The sequence below is a fragment of the Microbacterium resistens genome, from assembly GCF_021172025.1.
GTDB classification, from domain to species: Bacteria; Actinomycetota; Actinomycetes; order Actinomycetales; family Microbacteriaceae; genus Microbacterium; species Microbacterium resistens.
In genome coordinates, this window is sequence record NZ_CP082781.1 from 2,085,336 (window position 1) to 2,109,036 (window position 23,701).

Consider the following 23,701-nt stretch of genomic DNA (forward strand, 5'->3'; position numbering starts at 1 on the left):
ATCCCGAGGATGATCCCGCCCGTGCCGGAGGCCCCGGAGAGCTCAGGCGAGGCCGTGCTCGAAGGCGAAGACGACGAGCTGGACCCGGTCGCGGAGGTCCAGCTTCGTGAGGATGCGGCTGATGTGCGTCTTGACGGTCGCCTCGGACAGGAACTCCCGGGCGGCGATCTCGGCGTTCGACAGCCCCCGCGCGGCCAGCGCGAAGATCTCCCGCTCCCGATCCGTCAGGGACTCGAAGCTCGCCGGGACGGGCTGAGGCTGCGGGCTGGAGAAGTGCGCGAACAGGTCGCGGGTGGCCGAGGCCGCGATGACGCTGGAGCCCGCGTGGACGGTGCGGATCGCCGCCAGCAGGAACTCCGGCTCGGCGTCCTTGAGGAGGAAGCCGCTCGCCCCCTGTCGGATCGCCTGCGCGGCGGCCTCGTCGAGATCGAACGTGGTGAGCATGACGACGCGCGGCGGGTCGGGCTCCGTGAGCAGCTGTGCCGTCGCCGTGAGCCCGTCCATGACCGGCATCCGGATGTCCATCATGACGACGTCGGGACGGGTGGCCCGGACGACCTCGATCGCCTCCCGCCCGTCGCCGGCCTCGCCGACCACCTCGAGGTCGGGCTGCGACGAGACGAGCATGCGGACCCCCGCACGAAACAGCGCCTGATCGTCCACGAGAACGACCCGGATCATCCTTCTCCTCCCCGCACGCGCGGACGCGTCATGCCTCGGTCCCCGTCGGAGGACCGATCGGGAGGGCGGCGTCGACGACGAACCGGTCGTGATCGCGCCCGGCGGACAGCGTACCGCCCACGAGCTGGGCACGCTCGCGCATGCCGATGATCCCGTGGCCGCCGCCGGTCCCCGCCGAGGCGGAGGCGTCCCCGGTCACGGCGTTCTCGACCCGGATCCGCACCCGGTCCGCCTCCCAGGCCAGGTGCACGTCGACGTCCCCGCCTCCGTGGCGCAGGGCGTTGGTGAGCGCCTCCTGGAGGATCCGGTAGACGGCGAGCTGGATGGCCGCGGGCGGTTCTCCGGGCGGCATCGGATCGACCGTCACCCGCGGCTCGATCCCCGCAGCCCTCACCTGGCCGTAGAGCGTCTCCAGGTCCGCGAGGGTCGGCTGCGGCCCCTGACCCTGCCGGTGCCGCAGCTGCGCGAGGAGCAGCCGGACATCGGCGAGCGCCGCCCGCGCGGTCTGCCCGATCGTCGTCAACGCGGCGGTGGCCTGGGCCGGGTCCGCGACGGCGGCGTAGCGGGCGCCGTCCGACTGCGCGATGACCACGGCGAGCGAGTGGGCCACGACGTCGTGCATGTCCCGGGCGATCCGGACGCGTTCCTGCTCCGCGGCGGCCACGGCCTCGGCGGCGATCTGCGCCTCCCTCGTGCGCCGGCCGTTCAGGACCACGCGCCACAGCAGGCCCGCGCCCCAGGAGATGACGAGGGAGAACAGCACCGAGGAGCCCATGAGCACGCCGAGGGCCAGCCGGCGAAGCGCCGCCTGCTCGTCCTGGATCATCCCGGAATCGAACAGGACCGCGAGGTACACCCCGGCGATGACGCCGCCGGCGAGCGTGGAGCCGCCGCCCATCCACAGCACCGTGCGCGTCCCCCACGCGGCGGTCGCGAACAGCACGACGAACACCGCCGTGTCGTACAGCGCGGGGCTGAGCCCGGCGGCCATCTGCACGATCGCGGCGCCCCAGGCGATCATGAGCGCGGGAAGCGGCGCGAGCCGCGCGATCGCCGCCGCGGCCCACATCGCGAGGGACACGAGGATCGTGAGCGAGATCGAGAGCGGACCGGTGCCGAGCCAGCTGCTGAGCTGCTCGACGATCATGACGAAGGAGAGCGGGGTCGTCACGAGGAACGCGAACGCGGCGCCCACGATGTCCAGGACGAGCCACAGACGCGGGACGGATCGGATCACCCCCTCACGCTACGCGAGCGTGCCGGCGCCCGGCATCCGCCTCCCGATGTATCCGCCCCCCCGGGTCACCGCGTTTCGACTCGCGGAGACCCGCACTGAGCGAGCGAAGCGAGTCGAAGTGTCGCTCAACGACCGAACACCCACCCGGTCGTTGAGCGAGGAGCGCAGCGACGAGACGAAACGGTGCCAGCCGCGGATACGCTGGGCGGATGGATGCGCTGCGGGTGGCCGGGGCTCCCGGGGCGGGCAAATCGGCCGCGGCGTGGGCCATCGCGCAGCGCTTCGCCGCCGACGGCCATGCCATGGCCTACGTCGACATCGACCAGCTCGGCATGTGCTATCCGGCGCCGGCCCACGACCCGGACCGCTGGGCGCTCAAGGAGGAGGCGCTGGCGCGCGTCGCCGGCGCCTTCCGCTACCTCGGAGCGGATCGACTCGTCGTCTCCGGCGTCGCGCGTCCCGACGCCTCTCCGCCGACGCTTCCCGGTGCCCGGGCGAGCGCCGTCTGGCTGGACGCCGACGCCGACACCCGGCGCGCACGGCTCGCCCCGCGCGGGTGGCCCGCCAACCAGGTGGAGGCCACGGTCGCGGCGGGCACCGCCGCGGCGTCCCGCCTCGATCCCGCGTGGCGGCGGATCCCCACCGACGCCCACACCCTCGACGAGACCGTGTCGGCCGTCCTCGCGGTGACCGACGACGCATCCGGGCGCCCGCCGACGGTCGTTGAGCGAGGAGCGCAGCAACGAGACGAGACGCCGCCCACCCCCGATCCGGTCGATCCCCCGCCGCTCCTCCCCGTCCGATGGATCACCGGCCCGCGCGGCGCCGGAGCGTCCCGGATCGGCTGGGAGCTGGCGTCATCCGCATGGCGCGAGGGGCGCCCCACCGGGTTCGTGGACCTCGCCCAGCTGTCGTTCGCCGCGAACCTCGGCCGCCCCGTCGGGCTGCGCACGCTGCTCGCCGTGCGCGACGTGTTCGCCGGCGCGGGCGCGCACGAGCTCGTGGTCGTCGCCCCGTTCGCGATCACGCCGCAGCAGGTGCACGCGGCGCTCGGCGCACAGGCCCGGGTCGCCCGGCTGGACGCCCCCGCTCCGGTGCTGCGCGCACGCATCCGCGACCGCGTCCGCGGCGCCGGTCCGCTCCTCGCCGGCGACGATCTGCGCGAGGCCGACGAGGCGACCGTGCAGGCGGTCGCCGCGACGGCGGAGCGACAGCGCGCCGTTCCGCCGCGCGCCGGGGAGCAGCTGATCGACGCCGCCGCCGAGCCCGCGGTCGTCGCCGACCGCGTCCGCGCCGCCCTGCGCTGACCTCGGGTCGTCCGCCTCTCGACCCGCACCGGGGGCGCGCCGGCGTCAGTCCCCGAGGAGCCCGCGGATGCGGAGGCGGTCCGGCTTGCCGGAAGGCAGCAGGGGAAGCGCCGGGAGGACGACGATGCGAGCGGGACGGGCGTGCGGACCGATCCCCGCCGCGACGAGAGCACGCACCTGCGCGAGGGCGGCGTCGACGTCGGCGGGCGCCTGGTCCGTCACGACGCACGAGGCCTCCCCCCAGCGGTCGTCGGCGACGGCCACCACGACGGCGGACTCCAGTCCCGCGACGCCGCGCACGATCCGCTCGACCCGGTCGAGGGAGACGTTGATCCCGCCGGAGATCAGGACGTTGTCGAGGCGCCCGGTGACGCGCACCTCGCCGTCGACCACCTCGCCGGCGTCGCCCGTGCGGTACCAGCGCGTGCCCTCCTCGTCCGTGACGAATCCCGCGGCCGTCCGCTCCGCGTCGCCGAGGTACCCGGTCGCGAGCATGGGCCCGGCGATCCGCAGCTCCCCGTCCCGCGCCTCGACGCGCACGCCGTCCAGCGGCGCCCCGTCGTACACGCAGCCGCCGCTCGTCTCGCTCGAGCCGTAGGTCCGGACGACCCGGACGCCCCCGTCCTCCGCGCGCTCGCGCACCGGCGCGGGAAGGGACTGCCCGCCGACGAGAACGGCGTCGTACGCGGCGAGCGCCGCCCGCACATCCTGACGCTCCTCCGCCGCCTGCAGAAGGGTGATCAGCTGGGCCGGGACGAGCGAGGTGTGACGCCGTGCCCCGGACCCGAGCGCGGAGGTCGCCTGGACGAAGGCGTCGGGCGTGAAGCGGCCGTCGATCATGACGGGTCTCGTCCCGGCGAGGGCGGAGCGCACGAGCACCTGAAGCCCGGCGACGTACCCGGCCGGCAGGGCGAGCATCCACTGCCCGGCCCCGATCCGTGCCTCGGTCGCGGCGGCGCTCGCCCGGAGCGCGGCCGCCCCGATGACGACCCGTTTCGGGATGCCGGACGATCCCGAGGTCGCGATCACCACGGCGGTGCCGTCGGGCGCCTCGTCCTCGGGCCCGGGGGCGAAGCCGAGGGCGAGAGGACGCGACCCGTCGAGCACGGCGGGCAGCGCCGCCTCGATCTCGCGCGGATCCGCCGGCGCGGCGTGCAGCCTCATCCGATCAGCCTCCCGCGCGTCGAGCGAGCGCCCTGGGCCGGTCCCCGGCGCGATCCGTCCCGCATCCCGTCCTCGACCGTCTCAGAAGTGCCAGGGGTAGGGCGACCAGTCGGGATCCCGCTTCTCCAGGAACGCGTCGCGGCCCTCGACGGCCTCGTCCGTCCCGTAGGCGAGCCGCGTGGCCTCGCCGGCGAAGACCTGCTGACCCACCATCCCGTCGTCGACGGCGTTGAACGCGAACTTGAGCATGCGGATCGCGGTCGGCGACTTCGTGAGGATCGTCCGCGCCATCGCGATCGCCTCGCGCTCCAGTTCGTCGTGCGCCACGACGCGGTTCACGGCTCCGGCCTCGTAGGCGCGCTGCGCCGAGTACTCCTCGGCGAGGAAGAACACCTCGCGGGCGAACTTCTGACCCGTCTGGCGGGCCATGTACGCGGATCCGTATCCGGCGTCGAACGACCCGACGTCCGCGTCGGTCTGCTTGAACCGGCCGTGCTCGGCGCTGGCGATGGACAGGTCGCACACGACGTGCAGGGAGTGGCCGCCGCCGGCCGCCCATCCCGGGATCACCGCGATGACGACCTTCGGCATGAAGCGGATGAGCCGCTGCACCTCCAGGATGTGCAGACGCCCGGCCCGGGCCTGCTGCGCGGCGGGGACCGCCGACTCGTCGTCGGAGTACTTGTAGCCGTCCCGCCCGCGGATGCGCTGATCGCCGCCGGAGCAGAACGCCCACCCGCCGTCCTTGGGGCTCGGGCCGTTGCCGGTCAGCAGCACGACGCCGATCCGCGGGTCCTGCCGGGCGGCGTCGAGCGCCCGGTACAGCTCGTCGACCGTGTGCGGGCGGAAGGCGTTGCGGACCTCGGGCCGGTCGAACGCGATGCGCGCGATGCGGCCGTCGCGCGACACGTGCGCCGTGATGTCGGTGTAGACGTCCGCCCCGGGGGCGAGGGTCCATTCGGCCGGGTCGAACAGGGCGGAAACGGGGCTGTCGGTCACGGGCTCCAGCCTATTCCCGCTGTCTCGCCCCCTCGCTCGCGCGGTGCCCCGATTCCCCGAGCCCCCGATACCCCGATACCCTCCATGCCCGATCTGCACACCTCGTCCCGATCTGCACACCTCGTCCCGATCTGCACAGGGATCCCGGCCAGGGGTGTGCAGATCGGGTTCGGGTGTGCAGATCGGGACGAGGATCGGACGGGGAGTCGGGACGGGCGGATCGGGACGGGTCAGCGGGAGGCGCGGAGCTTGCGGAACCCGTCGGCGGCGGAGGCGAACAGCACCCCGACGAACACGACCGTGAGGATCACGTTCAGGATCGTCATGACCGTCCCCTGCGCGCTGCCGAACAGGGCGGAGAAGCCGGGGGCGAGGAAACGGCCCTGCCAGACCAGGACGAACGCGGCGATCGCGGTGACCGCGCCGAGCAGAGCGTTCACGACGGCGAGTGCGACGTTCCAGCCTCCGCGAGCGAACACGAGGACGGCCACGAGGATCGTCAGCGCCATGATCACGAGGAACCCGATGCCGTATCCCGGCCACAGGTCGGGCGAGAGCACGTGCACGGCGTCGCGTCCCCAGCCGAGGAAGCGATCCCACAGCACGCTGCCGGCGAGGAGCACGCACATCACGATCGTCGCGACGAGGTCGGTGAGCGCCGCCCCCGTCCCCTCCGCGGAGGGCAGCTGATCCGGATCCCAGTCGAGGACGGTCTTCCCCACCGATCCGGTCCGCTCCAGCACGAAGAAGACGAGCGTCGTCCAGAAGGCGATGTGCACCACGGACTGGAGGATCGCGGGCACGATGGCGCCGATCACCTGACCGATCCCGCCGCCCTGCAGCAGCGTCGCCAGCGCGACGGCGACCGCCACGCACGGCGGGACGATCCAGAGGAGCAGCTTCAGCAGCCGCAGCCATGCCGCGTAGTACCGGGGGCCGACGAGGTGCAGAGGACGGTCTGTCAGCGAGGCGGCGTAGGCCAGCGGCTCGCCGAGACCGGCGACGACGGCGCGCTCGGCCGCGTCGGGCGCCTCGCCCGCGGCGATGCGCGGCTCGACCTGTTCGGCGATCGCGGCCTCCAGCTCGGCGACGACCTCGTCGCGCACGGCGACGGGGACCGAGCGCCCGACCGCGGCGACGTAGCGGGCGGCGTAGGCGGGATGGGCGGTGGTGGTGGGCATGTCAGTGCTCCGTTCCGGAGAGGGCGGCGGTGGCGGCGGCGATGGCCGCGACCTCCTGGATGAGGGTGTCGGCGAGACGGATCCCCGCCGCCGAGGTGCGGTAGAACTTCCGCGGACGGGCCTCGTCCGTGTTCCACTCGCTGTCGAGGAAGCCCTGCTTCTCCAGACGGCGGAGCAGGGGGTAGAGCGTGTTCGCGTCGGTGGGGAACCCGGCCGACGCGAGCTGCTCCAGCAGGCCGTAGCCGTAGCCGGGCTCGCGCAGCAGCTGCAGACTGGCGAGCACGATCGTGCCGCGACGCAGCTCCTGGAGGTGTCCCTCGAACTCGTCTTGACTCATGTCCATCACCATATTGTGTGACACACACCATTGTCAAGGACACGACATCGTGCGTGCCCGGACTTCGAGCCGCGCGCCCCGCCGACGTCGTCGAGCGGGTCCGGGCAGGATGGAGGCATGCCCGCACGGATCGAGATCGCCCGCATCGACCCCTTCGACGACGAGGCCGTGGACGCGTGGTGGGACGTGTACGCCGCCGCTCGACACGCCGACCGCGGCGAGCGCGCCGTGCTGTGGTCGCGGGAGGAGATCCGCCGGGAGCTGCAGCAGGAGTCCGACGTGACGGACCGGCGCGCGTATCTGGCCCGCCAGGCCGGCGCCGTGGTGGGTGCGGCGAGCCTCGCCCTCCCCCTCAAGGACAACACGCACCGGGCCGAGGTCGCCGTGTACGTCGGTCCCGCCGATCGCCGTCGGGGGATCGGATCCGCGCTTCTGGCCGCCGTCGAGGACGAGGCCCGCGCCGCAGCCCGCCGCACGCTCACCGGCGCGACCCAGTGGTCCGCCGACGGGCCGCGCGACGGGGCGGGGCATCCCGGGCCGGAGTTCGCCCGAACGCACGGGTACGACATCGCCCTGGGCGACCTCGAGAGCACGCTCGCGCTCCCCGTCGCCGCCCGGACGCTCGACACCCTCCTGGCGGACGCGCCGCGGGACGACTACGCCGTCCGCAGCTGGATCGGCCCCGTCCCGGAGGACGTCGTCGCCGGATGGGCGGAGCTGGACAGCACGCTCGACACCGAGGCGCCCACCGGTGACCTCGACATAGAGCGCGCCGCCCCCGATGTCGCCGGCATCCGTGAGAACGAGGACCTCATCGCCGCACAGGGCCGGACCTCCTTCGGCGCCGTGGCCCTCGCCCCGGACGGGGCGGTGGCGGCGTACACGCAGCTCGTGGTCTCCGGCGACGACGGCAACGCGTACCAGTGGGGCACGCTCGTGCGCCGCGCCGATCGCGGTCACCGGCTGGGTCTGCGCCTCAAGGTCGAGAACCTGCGCCGGCTCCAGCAGCACATGCCCGAGGTGCCGCGCGTCATCACCTTCAACGCCGAGTCCAACGCCCCGATGCTCGCGGTGAACGAGGCGCTGGGCTTCGTGCCGACCGGACGCCTGGCGGAGCTGCAGAAGCGACTCGACCCGGATCCGCCGGCGGCCGGGCCGGATCGCCGTGCCGAGGGCATGATGGACGCATGATCCCGCCGCTGACCGACGTCCTCTCCACCGCGCGCGTCGTGGCCCTTCCGCTGCACACCCGCTTCCGCGGCGTGGACGTCCGCGAGGCGGTGCTGTTCGAGGGGCCGCAGGGATGGGCCGAGTTCGCCCCGTTCACCGAGTACGACGATGCCGAGGCCTCGGCGTGGCTCGCCGCGGCCCTCGCCGACGCGTGGGAGCCCCGTCCCGCACCGGTGCGGGACGTCGTCCGCGTCAACGCGACCGTCCCCGCGGTCGCGGCGGGACGGGTCGGAGCCGTGCTCGCGCGGTTCGAGGGATGCCGGACCGCGAAGGTGAAGGTCGCCGAGCCCGGCCAGACCCTGGCGGACGACATCGCGCGCGTCCGCGCCGTGCGGGAGGCGATGGGACCCGAGGGGCGGATCCGCGTCGATGCGAACGGGGGCTGGAACGTGGACGAGGCCGAGCGCGCGATCCACGCCCTCGCCGTGTACGACCTGGAGTATGCCGAGCAGCCGTGCCCGCGCGTCGAGGACCTCGCGGAGCTGCGTCAGCGCATCCGGTACATGGGGATCCCGGTCGCGGCGGACGAGAGCGTGCGCAAGGCCGCAGACCCCCTCGCGGTCGCGCGCGCCGGCGCCGCGGACCTCCTCGTCGTCAAGGCCGCGCCGCTGGGCGGCATTCGGCGGGCGCTGGGCATCGTCGCCGAGGCGGGGCTGCCGGTCGTCGTCTCCAGCGCCCTGGACACCGCCGTCGGGCTCTCCCAGGGCGCCGCCCTCGCCGCCGCGCTCCCGGAGCTCGACCACGACTGCGGTCTGGGGACCGCGTCCCTGTTCGCCGACGACGTCGCCGAGGCGCGACCCCGCGACGGTGCCGTGGGCATCGGCCGGGTGATCCCCGATCCCGCGGCCCTGTCACGCCTGGCCGCACCGGCCGAGCGCCGCGACTGGTGGATCGACCGGCTCACGCGCTGCCACGGCTTGCTGGCCGCCGGCGACGACCGGGCCTGACCCCGCGCGCCCGCCCCGGCCGTTGAGCGAGGTCACCACGTTTCGACTCGTCGCTGCGCTCCTCGCTCAACGACCGGAAGAGGTGCCGGTCGTTGAGCGAGCGCAGCGAGACGAAACAGGGCCGGGTCGCCGCGTTTCGACTCGTCGCTACGCTCCTCGCTCAACGACCGGAAGAGGTGTCGGTCGTTGAGCAACACTTCGACTCGCTGCGCTCGCTCAGTGCAGGTCTCCGCGAGACGACACGCCCCCAGCCCCGGGGTCACCAGTCGTGGACGGTGCCGTCGGTCAGCCGGTTCACCGGCAGGTAGGCGGCGGTGTAGGCGAACGAGGCGGCCGCCTCCTCGTCCAGCTCGACGCCCAGACCGGGCGTCTCGCCGGGGTGCAGGAACCCGCGGTCGAAGGTGTACGACGTCCGGAACACGTCGAGCGTCGTGGCGCTGTGGGGCATGTACTCCTGGATTCCGAAATTGTGGATCGCCAGGTCCAGGTGCAGGGCGGCCGCCATGCCCACCGGCGAGATGTCGGTCGGGCCGTGGATCCCGGAGCGGATGCCGTAGATCGCCGCGAAGTCGAGCAGCTTCCTCATCGCCGTGATCCCGCCGGTATGGGTCACCGCCGAGCGGACGAAGTCGATCAGGCGCTCGGTGATGAGCGTCTGATAGTCGTACACCGTGTTGAACACCTCGCCGATCGCGAGCGGCGTCGTCGAGTGCTGGCGGACGAGGCGCAACGCGCTCTGGTCCTCTCCGGGCGTGCAGTCCTCCAGCCAGAACAGCCGGTACGGCTCGATGTCCTTGGCGAAGCCGGCGGCCTCGATCGGGGACAGCCGGTGGTGTCCGTCGTGCAGGATGCGCAGCTCCGCGCCGAAGTCGTGGCGGATGCTCTCGAACACGCCCGGCATGTGCGCGCGGTACTTGGCCGTGTCCCAGACCTCCTCGACCGGGGCGGTCGCCGCTCCCCCGTCCGCCGCGCGCTTCGCGGGCTCGTAGTCGTAGCGCGCCCCCGGCGCGTTCGACGCCACGCCGTAGATCTGGCCGAGACCGGGAACGCCCGTCTGCACCCGCACCGCGGTGAAGCCCTGCTCGACGTATCCGGTGATCGCGTCCCTCAGCGCCGCGTAATCCGTGCCCGAGGCATGGCAGTAGGCGCGGATCCCGTCGCGGCTCGCTCCGCCGAGGAGCTGGTACAGCGGCACCCCGGCCTTCTTCGCCTTGATGTCCCACAGCGCCATGTCCACGGCGGCGATCGCCGCCATCGTGACCGGCCCCCGGCGCCAGTACGGACCGCGGTAGAGGTACTGCCAGGTGTCCTCGATCCGGTCCTCATCACGACCGATGAGCGTGGAGGCGACGTGATCGCGGAGGTAGGACGCGACGGACAGCTCCCGGCCGTTGAGGGTCGCGTCGCCCCAGCCCACGACGCCGTCGGAGGTGACGATCTTCAGGGTGACGAAGTTGCGTCCGGGGCTGGTGACGCTGACGTCGGCGAGCTCGATGGTCATGCGGATCCTTCGGGAAGAGGGGTGGGTGGGGCGAGGAGGGGCGCGCTGTGCGCCCCTCCGGCGGTCACATCGCGGGGCGCGGATCGGTGAGGTCGCGCCCGGTCCACTCGCGACCCCAGATCGAGGCGACGAGCGTGCAAGCGGTGAAGACCGCGAGCAGGACGATGATCGGCACGACGCTGCCGGTCGCGGCGGCCACCCAGGCCGCGGCGACCACCGGGCCGACGCCAGTGGCGATGATGGCGGCGACCTCGCGGACGATCGCGGTCAGCGTGTAGCGGTTGCGCGCGCCGAAGATCTCCGGGATGGAGATGTTCTCCAGCGACGCCAGGCCCAGCACCGACACGTTGTGGATCACGATGTAGCCGACGAACACCGCGCCGATCTCCTTCGAGGTGATCGCGAGCATCGTCGGCACGACCAGTGCCAGGGAGAGCGCGGACATCACGATGTACATGCGGCGCCGGCCGAACCGGTCACCCAGGAAGCCGACGAGCGGGATCGTGAGGAAGCCGACGAGGGACGAGACGATGACGACCTCCGCGCCGATCCCCTTCTGCAGCGCCAGGTTCACCGTGATGAACGAGATCAGGTAGGTCTGGATCATGCCGGAGTTGCCGGCCTGGCCGAACCGCAGGAAGAACGACACGATCGTCGCCTTGACCGGCTTGCGCCCGAGGGACTCGAGGGTGCGGATGTCGTTGGTCTCCGTCGCCAGGCGCACCATCTCGTCGCGGGAGAGCGCCTTGCCGTCGACGACGTCGGCGCGCTCCTCGAAGACCGGGCTCTCCTTGAGACGGAAGCGCACCCACAGGGCGAACAGCATGATGACGGCGCTGGCGACGAACGGGATCCGCCAGCCCCAGGCGACGACGTCGCTCTCGACCATGACGGCGAGCAGGATCGCCCAGATCGCCGAAGCGAAGAGCGTGCCGCAGTTCGTGCCGAGCGCGACGAGGGAGGCGACGATCCCGCGCCGGTTCGTCGGCGCGTACTCGCTGAGCATCACGCCGGCCCCCGAGATCTCCGCGCCTGCGCCGAAGCCCTGCATGAGGCGGAGGATCACGAGGAGGATCGGTGCGAGGATCCCGACCTGCTCGTAGGTCGGGAGCACGCCGATGAGGGTGGTCGCGGCGCCCATCAGCAGGATCGTGTAGAACAGCACGTTCTTGCGGCCGACCCGGTCGCCGATCCGCGCGAAGAACACCGCGCCGATCGGGCGGGCGACGTAGCCGACGCCGTAGGTCGCCATGGCGAGGACGACGGCCATCCCGGCGTCCTCCCCGGCGAAGAAGAGCTGGTTGAAGACGAGGGCGGCGGCCAGCGAGTAGAGCTGGAAGTCCATGAACTCCAGCGCGGTGCCGAGCCAGCCGGAGACGGCGGCGCGGACCAGGTCGCCCAGGCTGCGCTGCGCGGGCGCCGTGGTCGCGGCTCCCGGGGCGGATGAGGTGCTCATCGATACTCCTTCGTATGTGGCGGTCGTGCGGATCGGCTCCGCCGCGCTCCGGTCGTCGAGCGAGCGGAGCGAGACGAAACGGACAGCCCCGCCCCAGTCGTCGAGCGAGCGGAGCGAGACGAAACGGACAGCCCCGCCCCGGTCGTTGAGCGAGCGGAGCGAGACGAAACGGACATGGGGGCGGTGGGATCAGAGGGCGAGCAGGACCTTGGCGGAGGCCGAGGAGTCGCGCGCCGTGTCGAAGGCGGTCGTCGCCTCCGACACGGGCAGGACGTGGGTCACCACCGCGGCGAGTCGGTCGGACCCCGCGAGGATCCGGACCGCCTCGTCGATCTCGTCGACGAAGCGGAACGCGCCGCGGAGGACCACTTCCTTGCTCGGCAGCGGCGCAAGGTTCACGCCCGCCTCGGCGTCCGGCAGCATCCCGACCTGGACCACGGTGCCCGCCCTGCGGACCGCGCGCACCGCCTGCGTGAGCGACGCGGGGTGACCCGCGCACTCGAACACCACGTCGTAGGACTCCGCCGGGATCTCCTCCTCGCCGACGCGGTGCTGCGCGGCGGCGCCGAGCTCCGCGGCGCGGGCGAGAGGCTCCGGGCGCAGATCGGCGGCGCCCACGGCTCCGGCGCCCGCATGCAGGGCGGTCGCCACGACCAGGAGCCCAATGGGTCCGGCGCCGATGACGAGGACGCGGCGCCCCGTGAGGTCACCGGCGAGGGAGACGGCGTGGAGCGCGACGGCGAGCGGCTCCGCGAGGGCGGCGCGCTCCAGAGGCAGGCCCTCGGGCAGGACCCGGACCATGTGCTCCTCGACGATCAGGTATTCGGCGGCACCGCCCTGACGATGCGGGAATCCGGCCGCGCTGCCCAGGTAGTCGCCGCCGGGCCGCAGGTGCGGGTGCTCCTCGAGCCCCGCGACGGGGGCCCCGTAGCGGGCGGGGTGCACGGTCACCGGCGTCCCCGCGGCCAGGCGCCCGGACGGGTCGAGGTCGACCACGCCGGACAGCTCATGACCCGGGGTCAGCGGCTCCCGGATCGTGAACTCCCCGTTCGCGCCGTGGAAGTAATAGTGCAGGTCGGATCCGCAGATCCCGACGAATCGCACCCGCAGACGGATCTCGCCGTCTCCGGGCTCCGGGATCGGGGCGTCCTCCCAGCGGACGTCCTCCTTGCCATGGATCGCCAGTCGCTTCATCGGGACTCCTCGTCGTGGGCGGGATGGGTTCGTCCGGTGTGGTCCATCGTCGCGGACACCGGCTCGGTCGCGTCCACCGCGTCGCGGATCGCCGCCTCGACGCCGTGACGGGTGATGGTCTCGATCAGCTCCCCCACGCGATCGGCGAAGGCCGGCCGTTCGCCGAGCTCCTGCCCGAAGAGGCGGAGGCCGGAGAGGACCCGGTGAGCGAGCTCTCGCGGGTCGCGGGACGCCGCGGCCTGCTCGGCGAGCCGCGGGCGCGCCGCATCGGACATCGCGCGGGCGTGCGCACCGGGGTCGAACCCCGGAAGGGGCGCCATGCAGGCGAGGTAGCCGGCGACGGAGAGCGCGATGAGGTGGGGCATCCGCCCGTCGCGCAGCAGCCGCAGCGCCGGCTCGGGGATGCGCTGGCGGAGCTTGACGGACCCGTCCGTGCCCACCTGCGAGGTCCGGTGCGCCAGGGCGTCGTTGGCCCACCGGGCGAAGAGCTGGCGCTCGTACTCCTCCAGGTCGACCTGCGAGGGGACCTCGATCGACGGGACGTACTCACGGGCGAGGATGGCCCGGGCGGCGCGCTCGATGGCGGGGCGGGCGATCGCTCCGGCGATCAGCTCGTCGCCTCCGAGCGCCCCCAGGTACGCGATGAGGGAGTGGGTGCCGTTGAGGAGGCGGACCTTCATCTGCTCGTAGCGCCCGACCTCGTCGGTGAACACGGCACCCCCCGCTTCCCACGCCGGTCGACCGGCGGCGAAGCGGTCCTCGATCGCCCACATCGTGAAGGGCTCGGCGGGGACCGGGGCCTCGTCCCTGACCCCCAGGCTCCGGGCGACGTCCGCGCGGAGGACGTCCGTCGTGGCGGGGACGATCCGGTCCACCATGCTGGACGGGAACGTGACGGCCGCGTCCAGGAAGGCCAGCGTCTCCGCCCCCTCGGCTCCGGGGAGCTCCTGGAGGAACTCCCGGACCCGGTGCCCGGTGTGCTCGCCGTTGGCCGCGAGGTTGTCGCAGCTGAGGATGGTGATCGGCTCGCCGCCGGCGGCCGCCCGGCGCTGGAGGCCGCGGGCCAGCTGGCCGATCGTGCTGCGCGGGGACCCGCCGGCGAGATCGGCGACGATCTCGGGAGCGCCGGTGTCGAGGAGCCCCGTGGCCGGCGAGGAGCTGTAGCCGTTCTCGGTCACGGTGAGGGTGACGATGCGGATCGCCGGGTCGGCGATGCTCGCCACGACCCGCTCGGCGTCGTCCGCGGCGACGAACGCGTCGGTGTGCGCGGCGGGGATGCTCAGCCCCATGCCCTCCGGCGAGATCTCGGCGACCGTGTAGAGCAGGTCCTGCCGGTGCAGGGCGTCGACGACGGACCGCGAGCGCGAGGCCACTCCGACGATCCCCCAGTCCCCGCCCTCCGCCGCGAACGCAGCCGCCGTGAACACGGCCTGGTGCGCACGGTGGAAGCTGCCGAGGCCGAGGTGCACGATGCCGGCGCCTGCGGGACGCGGAGGGACGCGGAGCCCTCCGGAGGCGGAACGCCGGAGACCCGGGGTGGCGCTCATCGCACGACCGCCTCGGTGACGACGCCTGCGGGATCCTCCGTGATCAGCATGAGAGCAAGCATGATTGACTTGTACAAGCTTGTCAAGTGCTTGCACAAACCGTGATGCAGCATGATGATGAGGACACCGATCCGCCAGAGGAACACCGTGACCGTCACCCTGACCGACATCGCCCGACACGCCGGAGTCTCGCTGGCGACCGCCTCCCGCGCCTTCGGCGAGCCGGAGCGGCTCGCCCCCGCGACGCTGCGTCGCGTGCACGAGGCCGCGGCGGAGCTCGGTTACGAATCGACGCAGACGCCCTCGGGCGAGAAGACCATCGCGATCGTCTTCCCCGACGTCGCGAGCCCCGTCTACGCGGCACAGCTGAAGGGGATCCAGTCCCAGGCCTGGCAGGGACGACACGCGACCGTCGTGTTCGACTCCGACGAGGACCTGCGCCGCGAGCGCGAGCAGATCGAGCGCGCCCGCGCCTTCGACGGGATGCTGCTGTGCTCGCCGCGCCTGCCCGCGGACGAGGTCGTCGCCCTCGCGGGAACCACGCCGTTCGTCGTGCTCAACCGCATCATCGAGGACGCGCACTGCGTCGTGATGGACACCGAGCAGGGACCGCGGCAGGCGGTGGAGCACCTCGTCGCGCTGGGACACCGCCACATCGCGTATGCCTCCGGCCCCGCCCACTCCTGGGCCGACATCCGGCGCGGCGGGACGATCGCCCGCGCGTGCGAGGACCTGGGCGTGCGCATGACGCGCCTGAGCCATCAGGCGGCGTCGATCCAGGGCGGCCGGGCGGCGGCCGCGACGGTGGTCGCCAGCGGAGCCACCGCGGTGATCGCCTACAACGACCTCATCGCGCTCGGCATCGAAGCCGGCGTGGCGGACCTCGGGCTCCGCTGCCCCGATGACCTCAGCATCATCGGCAACGACGACATCGACCTCGCCTCGGTCACGCGGCCGGGGCTCACCACGGTGCGCCTCGCGATCGGACGCTGCGGAGCGCTCGGGGTCGAGCTGCTGACCCGGGCCATGGCGGGCGCCCGCCCGGACGGCGTCGTCGATCTGGACTCGCAGCTCATCGTGCGCGGCTCCACCGCCCCGCCCCGCACTCCCGGTCACTGAGCGACACTTCGACTCGCTGCGCTCGCTCAACGATCGGAAGAAGTGTCGGTCGTTGAGCGAGCGAAGCGAGACGAAACGAAGCAGGGTCGGGTCGCCGCGTTTCGTCTCGTCGCTGTGCTCCTCGCTCAACGACCGGAAGGTGGCCGGAAAGGGGCGACCGGGAGCTGAGCGGAGCGATGGCCTCGTCCGACGCGCCGGCATCGGGCCTGGCGGGAGCCGACCGAAGGACGGCGGGGGACCGCGCGACGGACGAGGCCATCGCGCAGCGGACCGACCCCACACCGCGGACCGGGTGAGCGCGTTTCGACTCGTCGCTACGCTCCCCGCTCAACGACCAGCAGGGGGCGAGCCGGGAGCCGAGCGGAGCGATGGCCTCGTCCGACGCGCTGGCATCGGGCCTGGCGGGAGCCGACCGAAGGACGGCGGGGGACTGCGCGACGGACGAGGCCATCGCGCAGCGGACCGACCCCACACCGCGGACCGGGCGACCGCGTTTCGACTCGTCGCTGCGCTCCTCGCTCAACGACCGGGCACACCCGCCTCAGCGGTCGGCAGCAGGGCAGTCGTCGCCGAGCAGGAGCTCCACCACCGCGCCCAGCTCGGTGCTCGCGCCTCGGCGCAGGCGCTCGGCGTCCAGTCCCGCCATCGCACCGCGGACGGTCCACCCCTCCCACGCGATCATGAGCATCCGCGCGGCGTCGCCCGGGGACACCCGGAGCGTCATGGTGCCCGACTCGACGATGTCGGAGATGATCCGGGCGATCCCGTCCACCATCTCCTGCTCCTGCTGCAGGTACGCCCGCCCGAACGCCTCGTCCCGCAGCGCGTGGATGCGGATCTCGCTGAGCAGCATGACCCCGAGACGGTCGTCGTTGCCGGTGTCCATGACCTGCTGGACGAGCTGGGTGACGTCGCAGCCCTCGTCCAGTACCCCGGACGCCGTCATCTCCGCCACGCGATCCCGCACCGCACGGAGCCGTTCGTTGCCGACGGTCCCCGCGAGCATGAGGAACAGCTCGTCCTTCGACTCGAAGTTGGAGTAGAACGCGCCGCGGGTGAAGCCCGCCCGCTCGCAGACGGCCTCGACGGTCGCACCGTCGAGCCCGGACTCGGCGAACACCTGCGCGGCGGCGTCGAGCAGGCGCGCTCGTGTGTTCTCCCTGCTGCGCGTCGACGTCGTCGACATCTTCCACCTCCTGATCGGCCGGCCCCGTCGCCGCCGATCTCTCGTCGATCCTCGCATGAGGAGCGGGACGGATTCACACCCCGCGCACAGAATGCGAGAGGGCCACCGGATTACGATACATTGACGTATCGGATACACGACTGTATCGAACTTTCCCGGGAGGAACCCCCGTGTCCACACTGCTGTCCTCACTCGGACGCTGGTCGTTCCGCCACCCGTGGCGCGTGCTCATGTCGTGGCTGATCGTCCTCGGGATCGCCGGCGCCGGGGCGCTGACGCTCGGCTCGGGAACGGACAACACCTTCTCGATCCCCGGCACCGAGTCCCAGGCCGGTCTGGAGCAGCTGGAGCGCACCTTCCCGCAGGTCAGCGGGACGAGCGCGCAGTTCATCGTCGTCGCCGCCGACGGCCACCGGGTGACCGACGACGCCTATCGCTCCCCCATCGAGGACGCCGTGGACGAGCTCGCGGACCTGGACGGGGTGCTCGCGGCGACCTCGCCGTTCGACGAGAACATCGCCGGGATGGTGAGCGAGGACGACACCGCCGCGATCGTCCGGCTGCAGTTCGAGGGCCAGGCCACCGACGTGACCCCCGCGACGGAGGACGCCCTGCGCGGCGTGGTCGCCGAGCTCCAGGACCAGCTGCCCTCGGGGACGGAGACCGTGCTCGGCGGGGACCTGTTCGCCATGTCGATCCCGGCGGTCACGATCACCGAGGCCGTCGGCCTCCTCATCGCCCTGCTCGTGCTGATCGTGACGTTCCGCTCGTTCGTCGTCGCGGGTCTTCCGCTCCTCACGGCGGTGCTGGGCGTGGGGATCTCGATGGCGGCCATCTTCGCCGCGACCGCCTTCGCCACGGTGTCGTCCACCACTCCCCTGCTCGCCCTGATGCTGGGCCTCGCGGTGGGGATCGACTACGCCCTCTTCATCGTCGCCCGCCATCAGGACCAGGTCCGCGCCGGGGTGGATCCGGAGGAGTCCGCGGCCCGCGCCACCGGCACGGCGGGCTCCGCCGTCGTCTTCGCCGGGGTGACCGTCCTCATCGCCCTCATCGGCCTCGGCTTCGCGGGCATCCCGTTCCTGACCACGATGGGCATCGCCGCGTCGGTGGCGGTGGCGATCGCCGTGCTCATCGCCGTCACCCTGACGCCCGCGATGCTCGGTTTCGTCAAGGGTCGCGTCGCCGGCCGGGCCAAGAGGCCCTCGCGACGCGCCCGCAAGGCCGGCGCGAAGACGGGCGCCGAGGACACGGCTGACGCCGAGACGGCGCACGACGCCCCCGCCCGCGAACCCGCCGCCCGTCCCTCGTTCTCCGAGCGCTGGGTCGCCGGGGTCACGCGGCGGCCCATCCTGGTCGCGCTCGCTGTCGTCCTCGGTCTCGGGATCGTCGCGGTGCCGGCGGCGAACCTCGCCCTCGCCCTTCCGAACGCCGGGGTCCTCCCGCAGGGGTCGGAGGCCCGGGAGAACTACGACCTCACCGCCGAGCACTTCGGTCCCGGCTTCAACGGACCGCTGATCCTCACCGGCACGATCGTCACCTCCACGGACCCGCTGGGTCTGATGGAGGATCTGGGCGAGGCCGTGGAGAAGGTGCCCGGCGTCGCCGAGGTGGCCCTCGCCACCCCGAACGAGACCGCCGACACCGGCATCGTGCAGATCATCCCGACGACCGCCCCGGACGCGCCGGAGACGGCGGACCTCGTCCGCGAACTGCGCTCCCACCACGACGAGTGGCTGGACGAGTTCGGGGTGGACCTGAAGGTCACCGGCTTCACCGCCGTGGCGATCGACATCTCGGATCAGCTGGGCGCCGCGCTCCTGCCGTTCGGGATCTTCGTGATCGGCCTGTCTCTCGTCCTCCTCACGATCGTGTTCCGCTCGATCTGGGTGCCGATCACCGCCGCACTCGGCTACCTGCTGTCGATCGTCGCCGCCTTCGGGGTCGTCTCGGCCGTGTTCGAATGGGGCTGGTTCGCGGACCTCCTGCACGTCGCCCGCGTCGGCCCGATCATCAGCTTCATGCCGATCGTCCTCATGGGGGTGCTGTTCGGCCTGGCCATGGACTACCAGGTGTTCCTCGTGTCGCGGATGCGGGAGGACTACGTGCACGACCCCGACGCGAAGCACCCCGACCGTGCCACGCGCCGCGCCGCCGCGGTCCGGGCGACGCGCACCGGGTTCGCCGGATCCGCCCGCGTCGTCACGGCGGCCGCGCTCATCATGTTCGCCGTGTTCGTGGCCTTCGTCCCGGAGGGCGACTCGTCCCTCAAGCCGATCGCGCTCGGGCTCGCCGCGGGTATCGCGATCGACGCGTTCCTCGTGCGGATGACGTTGATCCCCGCCCTCATGGCGATCCTCGGCGACCGCGCCTGGCGGATCCCGGCGTGGCTGGAGCGGATCCTGCCCCACGTCGACATCGAGGGTGAGGCCGTGGAACGGGAGCGGAGCCTGCGGTCCTGGCCCGGTGACGACGCTGTCGTCGCCGCGGACGACCTCGCGATCGGCGACCGCCATCCTGCCCTGCGGAGCGTCTCGCTGCGACTCGCTCCGGGTGCCGCGCTCGTGATCACCGGCGCCGACCCCGTCGCCCGTCGGACGCTGGCCCTCACGCTCGCCGGACGCGTCCCCGCGTCCGGAGGCCGCCTCCGCGTCGCCGGCCATCTTCTTCCCGGCCGCGCGGCCTGGGTCCGCGCCCACGTCGGCTGCGTCGTCGCCGAGACCTCCGGGGATCCGCTCGCCGACCTGCGCGATGCCCTGCGCGGCCGTACCTCGCTCGTCGTCCTCGACGGCTGGGACGCCCTCTCCCCCGCGGACCGCGATCAGGCCGCCGCGCTCCTCCGGGACGCCTCCGCCCGGCTGTCGCGCGCGGCCCGCGATCCGCTCGCCGTCGTCGTCACCGCCGCCACGGCATCGGACGCGGCCGCCGCGCTGACCGACGCCGGGTGGCGAACGGTCGCCACGCACGACCTCGCCCTTCCCGCGCCGCTCGCGCGCCGGTCCTCCTCCGTGGATGAGCCCGACGAGGCGTCGAGCTTCGCCGTGCTCGGCCTCCCCGGTCCCGACGAACCGGACGACGGCCGCTCCGATTCCCACCGCACCGATCCCTCCGGCCGCGCCGAGGCAACCGCTTGGGCCGCACCGAGCGAGCAGAGTGAGACGAAATGACCACGCGCTTGTCCTCCCTCATCGAACGGGCGCGCTCGCGCCGCCCCGTCACCTGGCTGACCCTGCTCGGCGTGCTGCTGCTGCCGGGTCTTCTCGGGGGCGTCCTCGTCGCCGCTCTGCAGAATCCCACCGAGAGGCTCGAGGAGATGACCGCCGCGATCGTCAACCTCGATGAGCCGGTGGAGATCGACGGACAGCTCGCCCCGCTCGGCCGACAGCTCGCCTCCGGGCTCGTCGAGGGCTCGGACGACGCGGACTCGAACCTGACGTGGGTCATCTCGAACGAGGACGACGCGGCATCCGGGCTCGCCAACGGCACCTATCAGGCGGTCGTCACGATCCCCGAGGACTTCTCCTCCGCCGCGACCAGCGGCGGGCGCGCGATCAACGACACCGACGTGACCGCCGAGAAGGCCAGGATCTCCGTGAGCACCGCTCCGGAGGCCCGGGTCGCGGACGGGCTGATCGCGGACCAGATCGCGCAGACCGCGGCGACGACGATGGGCACCGCGCTGTCCGAGACCACCCTGGAGAACGTGCTCCTGGGCTTCACCACGCTGGGCGACCAGATCGGCGAGGCCGCGAACGGCGCCGACACGCTCGCCGGGGGCACCCGGGACGCCGCGACCGGCGCCGCGAAGCTCCCCGACGGGGCGACCCAGCTCGCGTCCGGCGCGGGCGAGCTCGCCACCGGCGCGGACGGGCTCGCGACCGGTGCCGCGCAGCTCGGCGACGGCGCGGGGCAGCTCGCCGGCGGCGCCGGGCAGCTCGCCGGAGGGGCCGATCAGCTCGCCGGCGGCCTGGACACCATCGCCGCGGGAACCCGGGACGCGCAGTCCGGCGCGGCACAGCTCGGCGCGGGCCTCACCGGCGGAGCCGACCAGCTCGAGGCGCAGGGCATCGTCCCGCAGGAGCTCCTCGCCGCGGCGGACGGCGCCGCGCAGGCGACCTCCGGGGTCGCGCAGGGCGTGGCCCAGCTCTCCCAGGGGCTCGACGGCCTCAACGCCGCGTGCGCGCTCCAGGCGACGCCGGAGTTCTGCGCGCAGCTCGCCGCCGTGTCCCAGGGCGCGGCCGAGCTCCAGGACCCCGCCGCCCAGGCCGCGCAGGCCGCCGGCGGCACGTCCCAGGGGCTCGCCCAGCTCGCCCAGCAGGCTCCGGCGCAGATCGCCGGGCAGATGCGGACCGCCGGGTCCGCCGCCTCCGAGCTCGCCGCGGGCCTCGGTCAGCTCGCCGACGGCACGGACCAGAGCGCGAGCGGCGCCCGGAACCTGTCGCTCGGCGCGACCGGCCTGCAGAACGGCGCCACCGGGATCGCCGACGGCGCTCACCGCCTCGGCGACGGGGCGACGCAGCTCGGCGACGGGGCACGACAGCTCGGCGACGGAGCGACCCAGCTCGCCGACGGCGCGACGGCGCTGAGCGGCGGGATCGGTCAGCTCGCCGGCGGCACGAGCGACCTCGCCGCGGGCCTGCACCAGGCCGCCACCGCCCTGCCCTCGTACTCCGACACCGAGGCCTCCTCGCTCGCCTCCGTCGTGTCCTCGCCGGTGGATGCGGAGGCCGAGGATGCGCTCTTCGGGCCGACCGCGATCCCGCTGCTGGCGGCGGTGGTCCTGTGGTTCGGCGGACTGGCGTCCTTCGTCGTGATGCGCGCGGTGACCGCGCGCGCCCTGACCTCCCGTCGCTCCTCGGCGTCGTTGGCCGTGCGCGCGCTCGCCCCCGCGGCGGCGCTCGGCGCGGGCCAGGGTCTCCTCGTGGCGCTGATCGTGCAGACAGTCGCGCGGTACGACGCGGGCCACTGGTGGGCGTTCGCGGGGATCGCGATGCTCGTCGGGGTGGCGTTCGCCGCGGTGAACCAGGCGCTCGTCGCGGTGCTCGGCGGCGCGGGGCGCTGGCTCGCCGCGATCGCCGGGGTGGCCGCGATCGCCGCCGGGATCATCTCGACCCTTCCGGGCTGGCTCGCCGGGGCCGCGGGCTTCCTGCCGACCACCCCGGCCGCCACGGCGCTCCTCGTCGGCGACGGCGCGGGGGCGGCGATCACGGGCGTCGTGGTCTGGGGCGTGCTGTCGTTCGTCGCGACGATCCTCGCCGTCGTCCGCCGCCGCACCACGAGCGCGGAGGCCCTGGCCGCCGCCCCCGCCGCGGCCTGACTCGTCCTCCGCCCCGGCTCCGCGGCCCGGCCCCGCCACGCCGCGTGCCCCGCCCCGTGCCGCCCTGCCGCGTGCCCAGGGGCCCGGATCCCTCTCGCCACAACGTCGAAACCCCCTCTCCCCGTCGAGACCCCCTCAGAGATACGCGCGTAGGAGGGGGTTTCGGCGGCGAGAGGGGGTTTCGACGCATCCGCGGCGCCGGGCTCGCGGAACGGACGCGGCGCCGGGGTCGCGGAACGGACGCGGCGCCGGGGTCGCGGAACGGGCCGGGGCGGGGCTCGGAGGACGGTCAGTTCAGGCCGGAGTAGGCGTGCAGTCCCTTGAAGAACATGTTCACGATCGTGAAGTTGAACAGCACCGCGGTGAAGCCTACGATCGACAGCCACGCCGACCGGTTCCCGCGCCAGCCGCGCGTCGCACGGGCGTGGATGTAGCCGGCGTAGAGCACCCAGATGATGAACGTCCAGGTCTCCTTGACGTCGAAGCCCCAGTACCGGCCCCAGGCGTCCTGCGCCCAGATCGCGCCGGCGATGAGCGTGAAGGTCCAGAAGATGAACCCGACGGTGGCGAAGCGGTAGGCCAGGCTCTCCAGCCGCTCCGCCGTCGGGAGCGTCGCGAGGAAGCCGGGGCCCGTCTTCGGCTGGTCGCCGAGGATCCGCAGCTCGCGGCGGGTCTGCATGAGCTGCAAGACGGAGAGGGCGAACGCGAGCGCCAGGAACGCCGTGCCGAGCGAGGCCACGAAGACGTGGATCACGAGCCACACGCTCTTGAGCGGATCCATCAGCGGCGTGACCTCGACGTAGAAGCTCGTCGTCGCCCCGCCGAGCAGAACCACGATCAGGCCCACGATGAAGGTGCCGAGGTACTTCAGGTCCATGCGGATATTGACCGCGAGATAGACGGCGACGATGAGGAGCGTGCCGGTCATCGCGAATTCGTACATGTTCGACCACGGCACGCGCTCGGCGGCGATGCCGCGAAGGATCGTCCCGGCGAGGTGGAACAGGAAGCCCAGAGCGGTCAGCGACGTTCCGATACGGCCCATCACGTAGCGCGGCGCGGGTGCGGCCGCCGTGTCGGTCGGGACCGGCGTCGCTCCCCCGCCCTTGCCGGCACCGGTGCTCGCGGCGCCGGCGGACACGCCGACGAGCTCCTGCACCGCCGGAGCGGCGAGCTTCCGGTCCGCGGCACGCTGCGAGCGGTGCGCCAGGTCGAACGCGTAGCACACGAACGCCGCGGCGTACACGGCGATCGCCGTCCAGATCAGCAGCACCGACAGGGAGTCGAGGTCCATGGTC

The 23,701-nt window shown here is 73.0% G+C and carries 18 protein-coding genes; 6 read left to right on the forward strand and 12 right to left on the reverse strand.

Features of this window, described 5'->3' with window-relative positions; translation table 11 throughout:
• Positions 1 to 42: 42 nt before the first annotated feature.
• Together K8F61_RS09935 and K8F61_RS09940 are read right to left on the reverse strand one after the other, a co-directional pair.
• Positions 43 to 681: a response regulator gene (locus K8F61_RS09935; RefSeq protein ID WP_067249681.1), complete on the reverse strand. Its 639-nt coding sequence runs from the start codon at positions 679 to 681 to the stop codon at positions 43 to 45.
• A gap of 28 nt (positions 682 to 709) precedes the next feature.
• Positions 710 to 1,918 (reverse strand): sensor histidine kinase, encoded by a 1,209-nt coding sequence (locus tag K8F61_RS09940; RefSeq protein WP_067249678.1) that lies wholly within the window; start codon positions 1,916 to 1,918, stop codon positions 710 to 712.
• 209 nt (positions 1,919 to 2,127) lie between these two features.
• Here K8F61_RS09940 and K8F61_RS09945 point away from each other — a divergent pair, with 209 nt between their 5' ends.
• Positions 2,128 to 3,225 carry a DEAD/DEAH box helicase family protein gene (locus K8F61_RS09945; protein ID WP_231818890.1) on the forward strand — a complete coding sequence of 366 codons (1,098 nt, stop codon included), beginning with the start codon at positions 2,128 to 2,130 and terminating at the stop codon, positions 3,223 to 3,225.
• A gap of 45 nt (positions 3,226 to 3,270) precedes the next feature.
• Here the strand turns inward: K8F61_RS09945 and K8F61_RS09950 are convergent, their stop codons facing one another.
• From K8F61_RS09950 to K8F61_RS09965, 4 genes are all read right to left on the reverse strand, one after another.
• Positions 3,271 to 4,389: an AMP-binding protein gene (locus tag K8F61_RS09950; RefSeq protein ID WP_231818891.1), complete on the reverse strand. Its 1,119-nt coding sequence runs from the start codon at positions 4,387 to 4,389 to the stop codon at positions 3,271 to 3,273.
• 81 nt (positions 4,390 to 4,470) lie between these two features.
• Positions 4,471 to 5,388, reverse strand: coding sequence for a 1,4-dihydroxy-2-naphthoyl-CoA synthase (locus K8F61_RS09955; protein WP_067248816.1), 918 nt, complete (start codon positions 5,386 to 5,388; stop codon positions 4,471 to 4,473).
• 230 nt (positions 5,389 to 5,618) lie between these two features.
• Positions 5,619 to 6,569, reverse strand: a complete 951-nt coding sequence (locus tag K8F61_RS09960; RefSeq protein WP_231821598.1) for a hypothetical protein — start codon at positions 6,567 to 6,569, stop codon at positions 5,619 to 5,621.
• 1 nt (position 6,570) lies between these two features.
• Positions 6,571 to 6,906, reverse strand: a complete 336-nt coding sequence (locus tag K8F61_RS09965; RefSeq protein ID WP_067248826.1) for a PadR family transcriptional regulator — start codon at positions 6,904 to 6,906, stop codon at positions 6,571 to 6,573.
• Positions 6,907 to 7,023: 117 nt separating this feature from the next.
• Here K8F61_RS09965 and K8F61_RS09970 point away from each other — a divergent pair, with 117 nt between their 5' ends.
• Together K8F61_RS09970 and K8F61_RS09975 are read left to right on the forward strand one after the other, a co-directional pair.
• Positions 7,024 to 8,097 (forward strand): GNAT family N-acetyltransferase, encoded by a 1,074-nt coding sequence (locus K8F61_RS09970; RefSeq protein ID WP_231818892.1) that lies wholly within the window; start codon positions 7,024 to 7,026, stop codon positions 8,095 to 8,097.
• Positions 8,094 to 9,083 (forward strand): o-succinylbenzoate synthase, encoded by a 990-nt coding sequence (locus tag K8F61_RS09975; RefSeq protein ID WP_231818893.1) that lies wholly within the window; start codon positions 8,094 to 8,096, stop codon positions 9,081 to 9,083. Before K8F61_RS09970 ends, K8F61_RS09975 begins: the two co-directional genes overlap by 4 nt.
• Positions 9,084 to 9,342: 259 nt before the next feature.
• Here K8F61_RS09975 and manD read toward each other — a convergent pair whose 3' ends face one another.
• The 4 genes from manD to K8F61_RS09995 form a co-directional block, all read right to left on the reverse strand.
• The gene (gene manD, locus K8F61_RS09980) at positions 9,343 to 10,584 is read right to left on the reverse strand and encodes a D-mannonate dehydratase ManD (RefSeq protein ID WP_231818894.1); all 1,242 of its coding nucleotides are present in this window, start codon (positions 10,582 to 10,584) and stop codon (positions 9,343 to 9,345) included.
• A gap of 64 nt (positions 10,585 to 10,648) precedes the next feature.
• Entirely contained in the window at positions 10,649 to 12,040 is a 1,392-nt protein-coding gene (locus K8F61_RS09985; RefSeq protein WP_067248801.1) for an MFS transporter, read from the reverse strand.
• Positions 12,041 to 12,229: 189 nt separating this feature from the next.
• Complete coding sequence (locus K8F61_RS09990; protein WP_231818895.1) at positions 12,230 to 13,234, reverse strand: zinc-binding dehydrogenase; 1,005 nt, start codon at positions 13,232 to 13,234, stop codon at positions 12,230 to 12,232.
• Positions 13,231 to 14,781, reverse strand: a complete 1,551-nt coding sequence (locus K8F61_RS09995) for a mannitol dehydrogenase family protein (protein WP_231818896.1) — start codon at positions 14,779 to 14,781, stop codon at positions 13,231 to 13,233. The genes K8F61_RS09990 and K8F61_RS09995 overlap by 4 nt, the downstream gene beginning before the upstream one ends.
• Positions 14,782 to 14,928: 147 nt before the next feature.
• On the opposite strand from K8F61_RS09995, the gene K8F61_RS10000 reads away from it, so the two are divergent.
• Entirely contained in the window at positions 14,929 to 15,900 is a 972-nt protein-coding gene (locus K8F61_RS10000) for a LacI family DNA-binding transcriptional regulator (RefSeq protein WP_231818897.1), read from the forward strand.
• A gap of 541 nt (positions 15,901 to 16,441) precedes the next feature.
• On the opposite strand, the gene K8F61_RS10005 is transcribed toward K8F61_RS10000, so the two are convergent.
• A complete protein-coding gene (locus K8F61_RS10005) occupies positions 16,442 to 17,086 on the reverse strand; it encodes a TetR/AcrR family transcriptional regulator (protein WP_231818898.1) in 645 nt (214 codons plus the stop codon).
• 170 nt (positions 17,087 to 17,256) lie between these two features.
• Between K8F61_RS10005 and K8F61_RS10010 the strand changes: the two genes are divergently transcribed.
• Together K8F61_RS10010 and K8F61_RS10015 are read left to right on the forward strand one after the other, a co-directional pair.
• Positions 17,257 to 20,253, forward strand: a complete 2,997-nt coding sequence (locus tag K8F61_RS10010; RefSeq protein WP_231818899.1) for an efflux RND transporter permease subunit — start codon at positions 17,257 to 17,259, stop codon at positions 20,251 to 20,253.
• Positions 20,250 to 22,403 carry a YhgE/Pip domain-containing protein gene (locus K8F61_RS10015; protein ID WP_231818900.1) on the forward strand — a complete coding sequence of 718 codons (2,154 nt, stop codon included), beginning with the start codon at positions 20,250 to 20,252 and terminating at the stop codon, positions 22,401 to 22,403. Before K8F61_RS10010 ends, K8F61_RS10015 begins: the two co-directional genes overlap by 4 nt.
• 289 nt (positions 22,404 to 22,692) lie before the next feature.
• Here the strand turns inward: K8F61_RS10015 and ccsB are convergent, their stop codons facing one another.
• Positions 22,693 to 23,697, reverse strand: coding sequence for a c-type cytochrome biogenesis protein CcsB (ccsB, locus tag K8F61_RS10020; RefSeq protein ID WP_067250469.1), 1,005 nt, complete (start codon positions 23,695 to 23,697; stop codon positions 22,693 to 22,695).
• Positions 23,698 to 23,701: the final 4 nt, after the last annotated feature.

Bases quoted from the DNA above. Each gene is read 5' to 3' on its own strand.
- K8F61_RS09945 (WP_231818890.1), top strand. From the start codon at position 2,128: ATGGATGCGCTGCGGGTGGCCGGGGCTCCCGGGGCGGGCAAATCGGCC.
- K8F61_RS09960 (WP_231821598.1), bottom strand. From the start codon at position 6,569: ATGCCCACCACCACCGCCCATCCCGCCTACGCCGCCCGCTACGTCGCC.
- manD (WP_231818894.1), bottom strand. From the start codon at position 10,584: ATGACCATCGAGCTCGCCGACGTCAGCGTCACCAGCCCCGGACGCAAC.
- K8F61_RS09970 (WP_231818892.1), top strand. From the start codon at position 7,024: ATGCCCGCACGGATCGAGATCGCCCGCATCGACCCCTTCGACGACGAG.
- K8F61_RS09975 (WP_231818893.1), top strand. From the start codon at position 8,094: ATGATCCCGCCGCTGACCGACGTCCTCTCCACCGCGCGCGTCGTGGCC.
- K8F61_RS09965 (WP_067248826.1), bottom strand. From the start codon at position 6,906: ATGAGTCAAGACGAGTTCGAGGGACACCTCCAGGAGCTGCGTCGCGGC.
- K8F61_RS09935 (WP_067249681.1), bottom strand. From the start codon at position 681: ATGATCCGGGTCGTTCTCGTGGACGATCAGGCGCTGTTTCGTGCGGGG.
- K8F61_RS09950 (WP_231818891.1), bottom strand. From the start codon at position 4,389: ATGAGGCTGCACGCCGCGCCGGCGGATCCGCGCGAGATCGAGGCGGCG.
- K8F61_RS10015 (WP_231818900.1), top strand. From the start codon at position 20,250: ATGACCACGCGCTTGTCCTCCCTCATCGAACGGGCGCGCTCGCGCCGC.
- ccsB (WP_067250469.1), bottom strand. From the start codon at position 23,697: ATGGACCTCGACTCCCTGTCGGTGCTGCTGATCTGGACGGCGATCGCC.
- K8F61_RS09995 (WP_231818896.1), bottom strand. From the start codon at position 14,781: ATGAGCGCCACCCCGGGTCTCCGGCGTTCCGCCTCCGGAGGGCTCCGC.
- K8F61_RS09990 (WP_231818895.1), bottom strand. From the start codon at position 13,234: ATGAAGCGACTGGCGATCCATGGCAAGGAGGACGTCCGCTGGGAGGAC.
- K8F61_RS09985 (WP_067248801.1), bottom strand. From the start codon at position 12,040: ATGAGCACCTCATCCGCCCCGGGAGCCGCGACCACGGCGCCCGCGCAG.
- K8F61_RS10005 (WP_231818898.1), bottom strand. From the start codon at position 17,086: ATGTCGACGACGTCGACGCGCAGCAGGGAGAACACACGAGCGCGCCTG.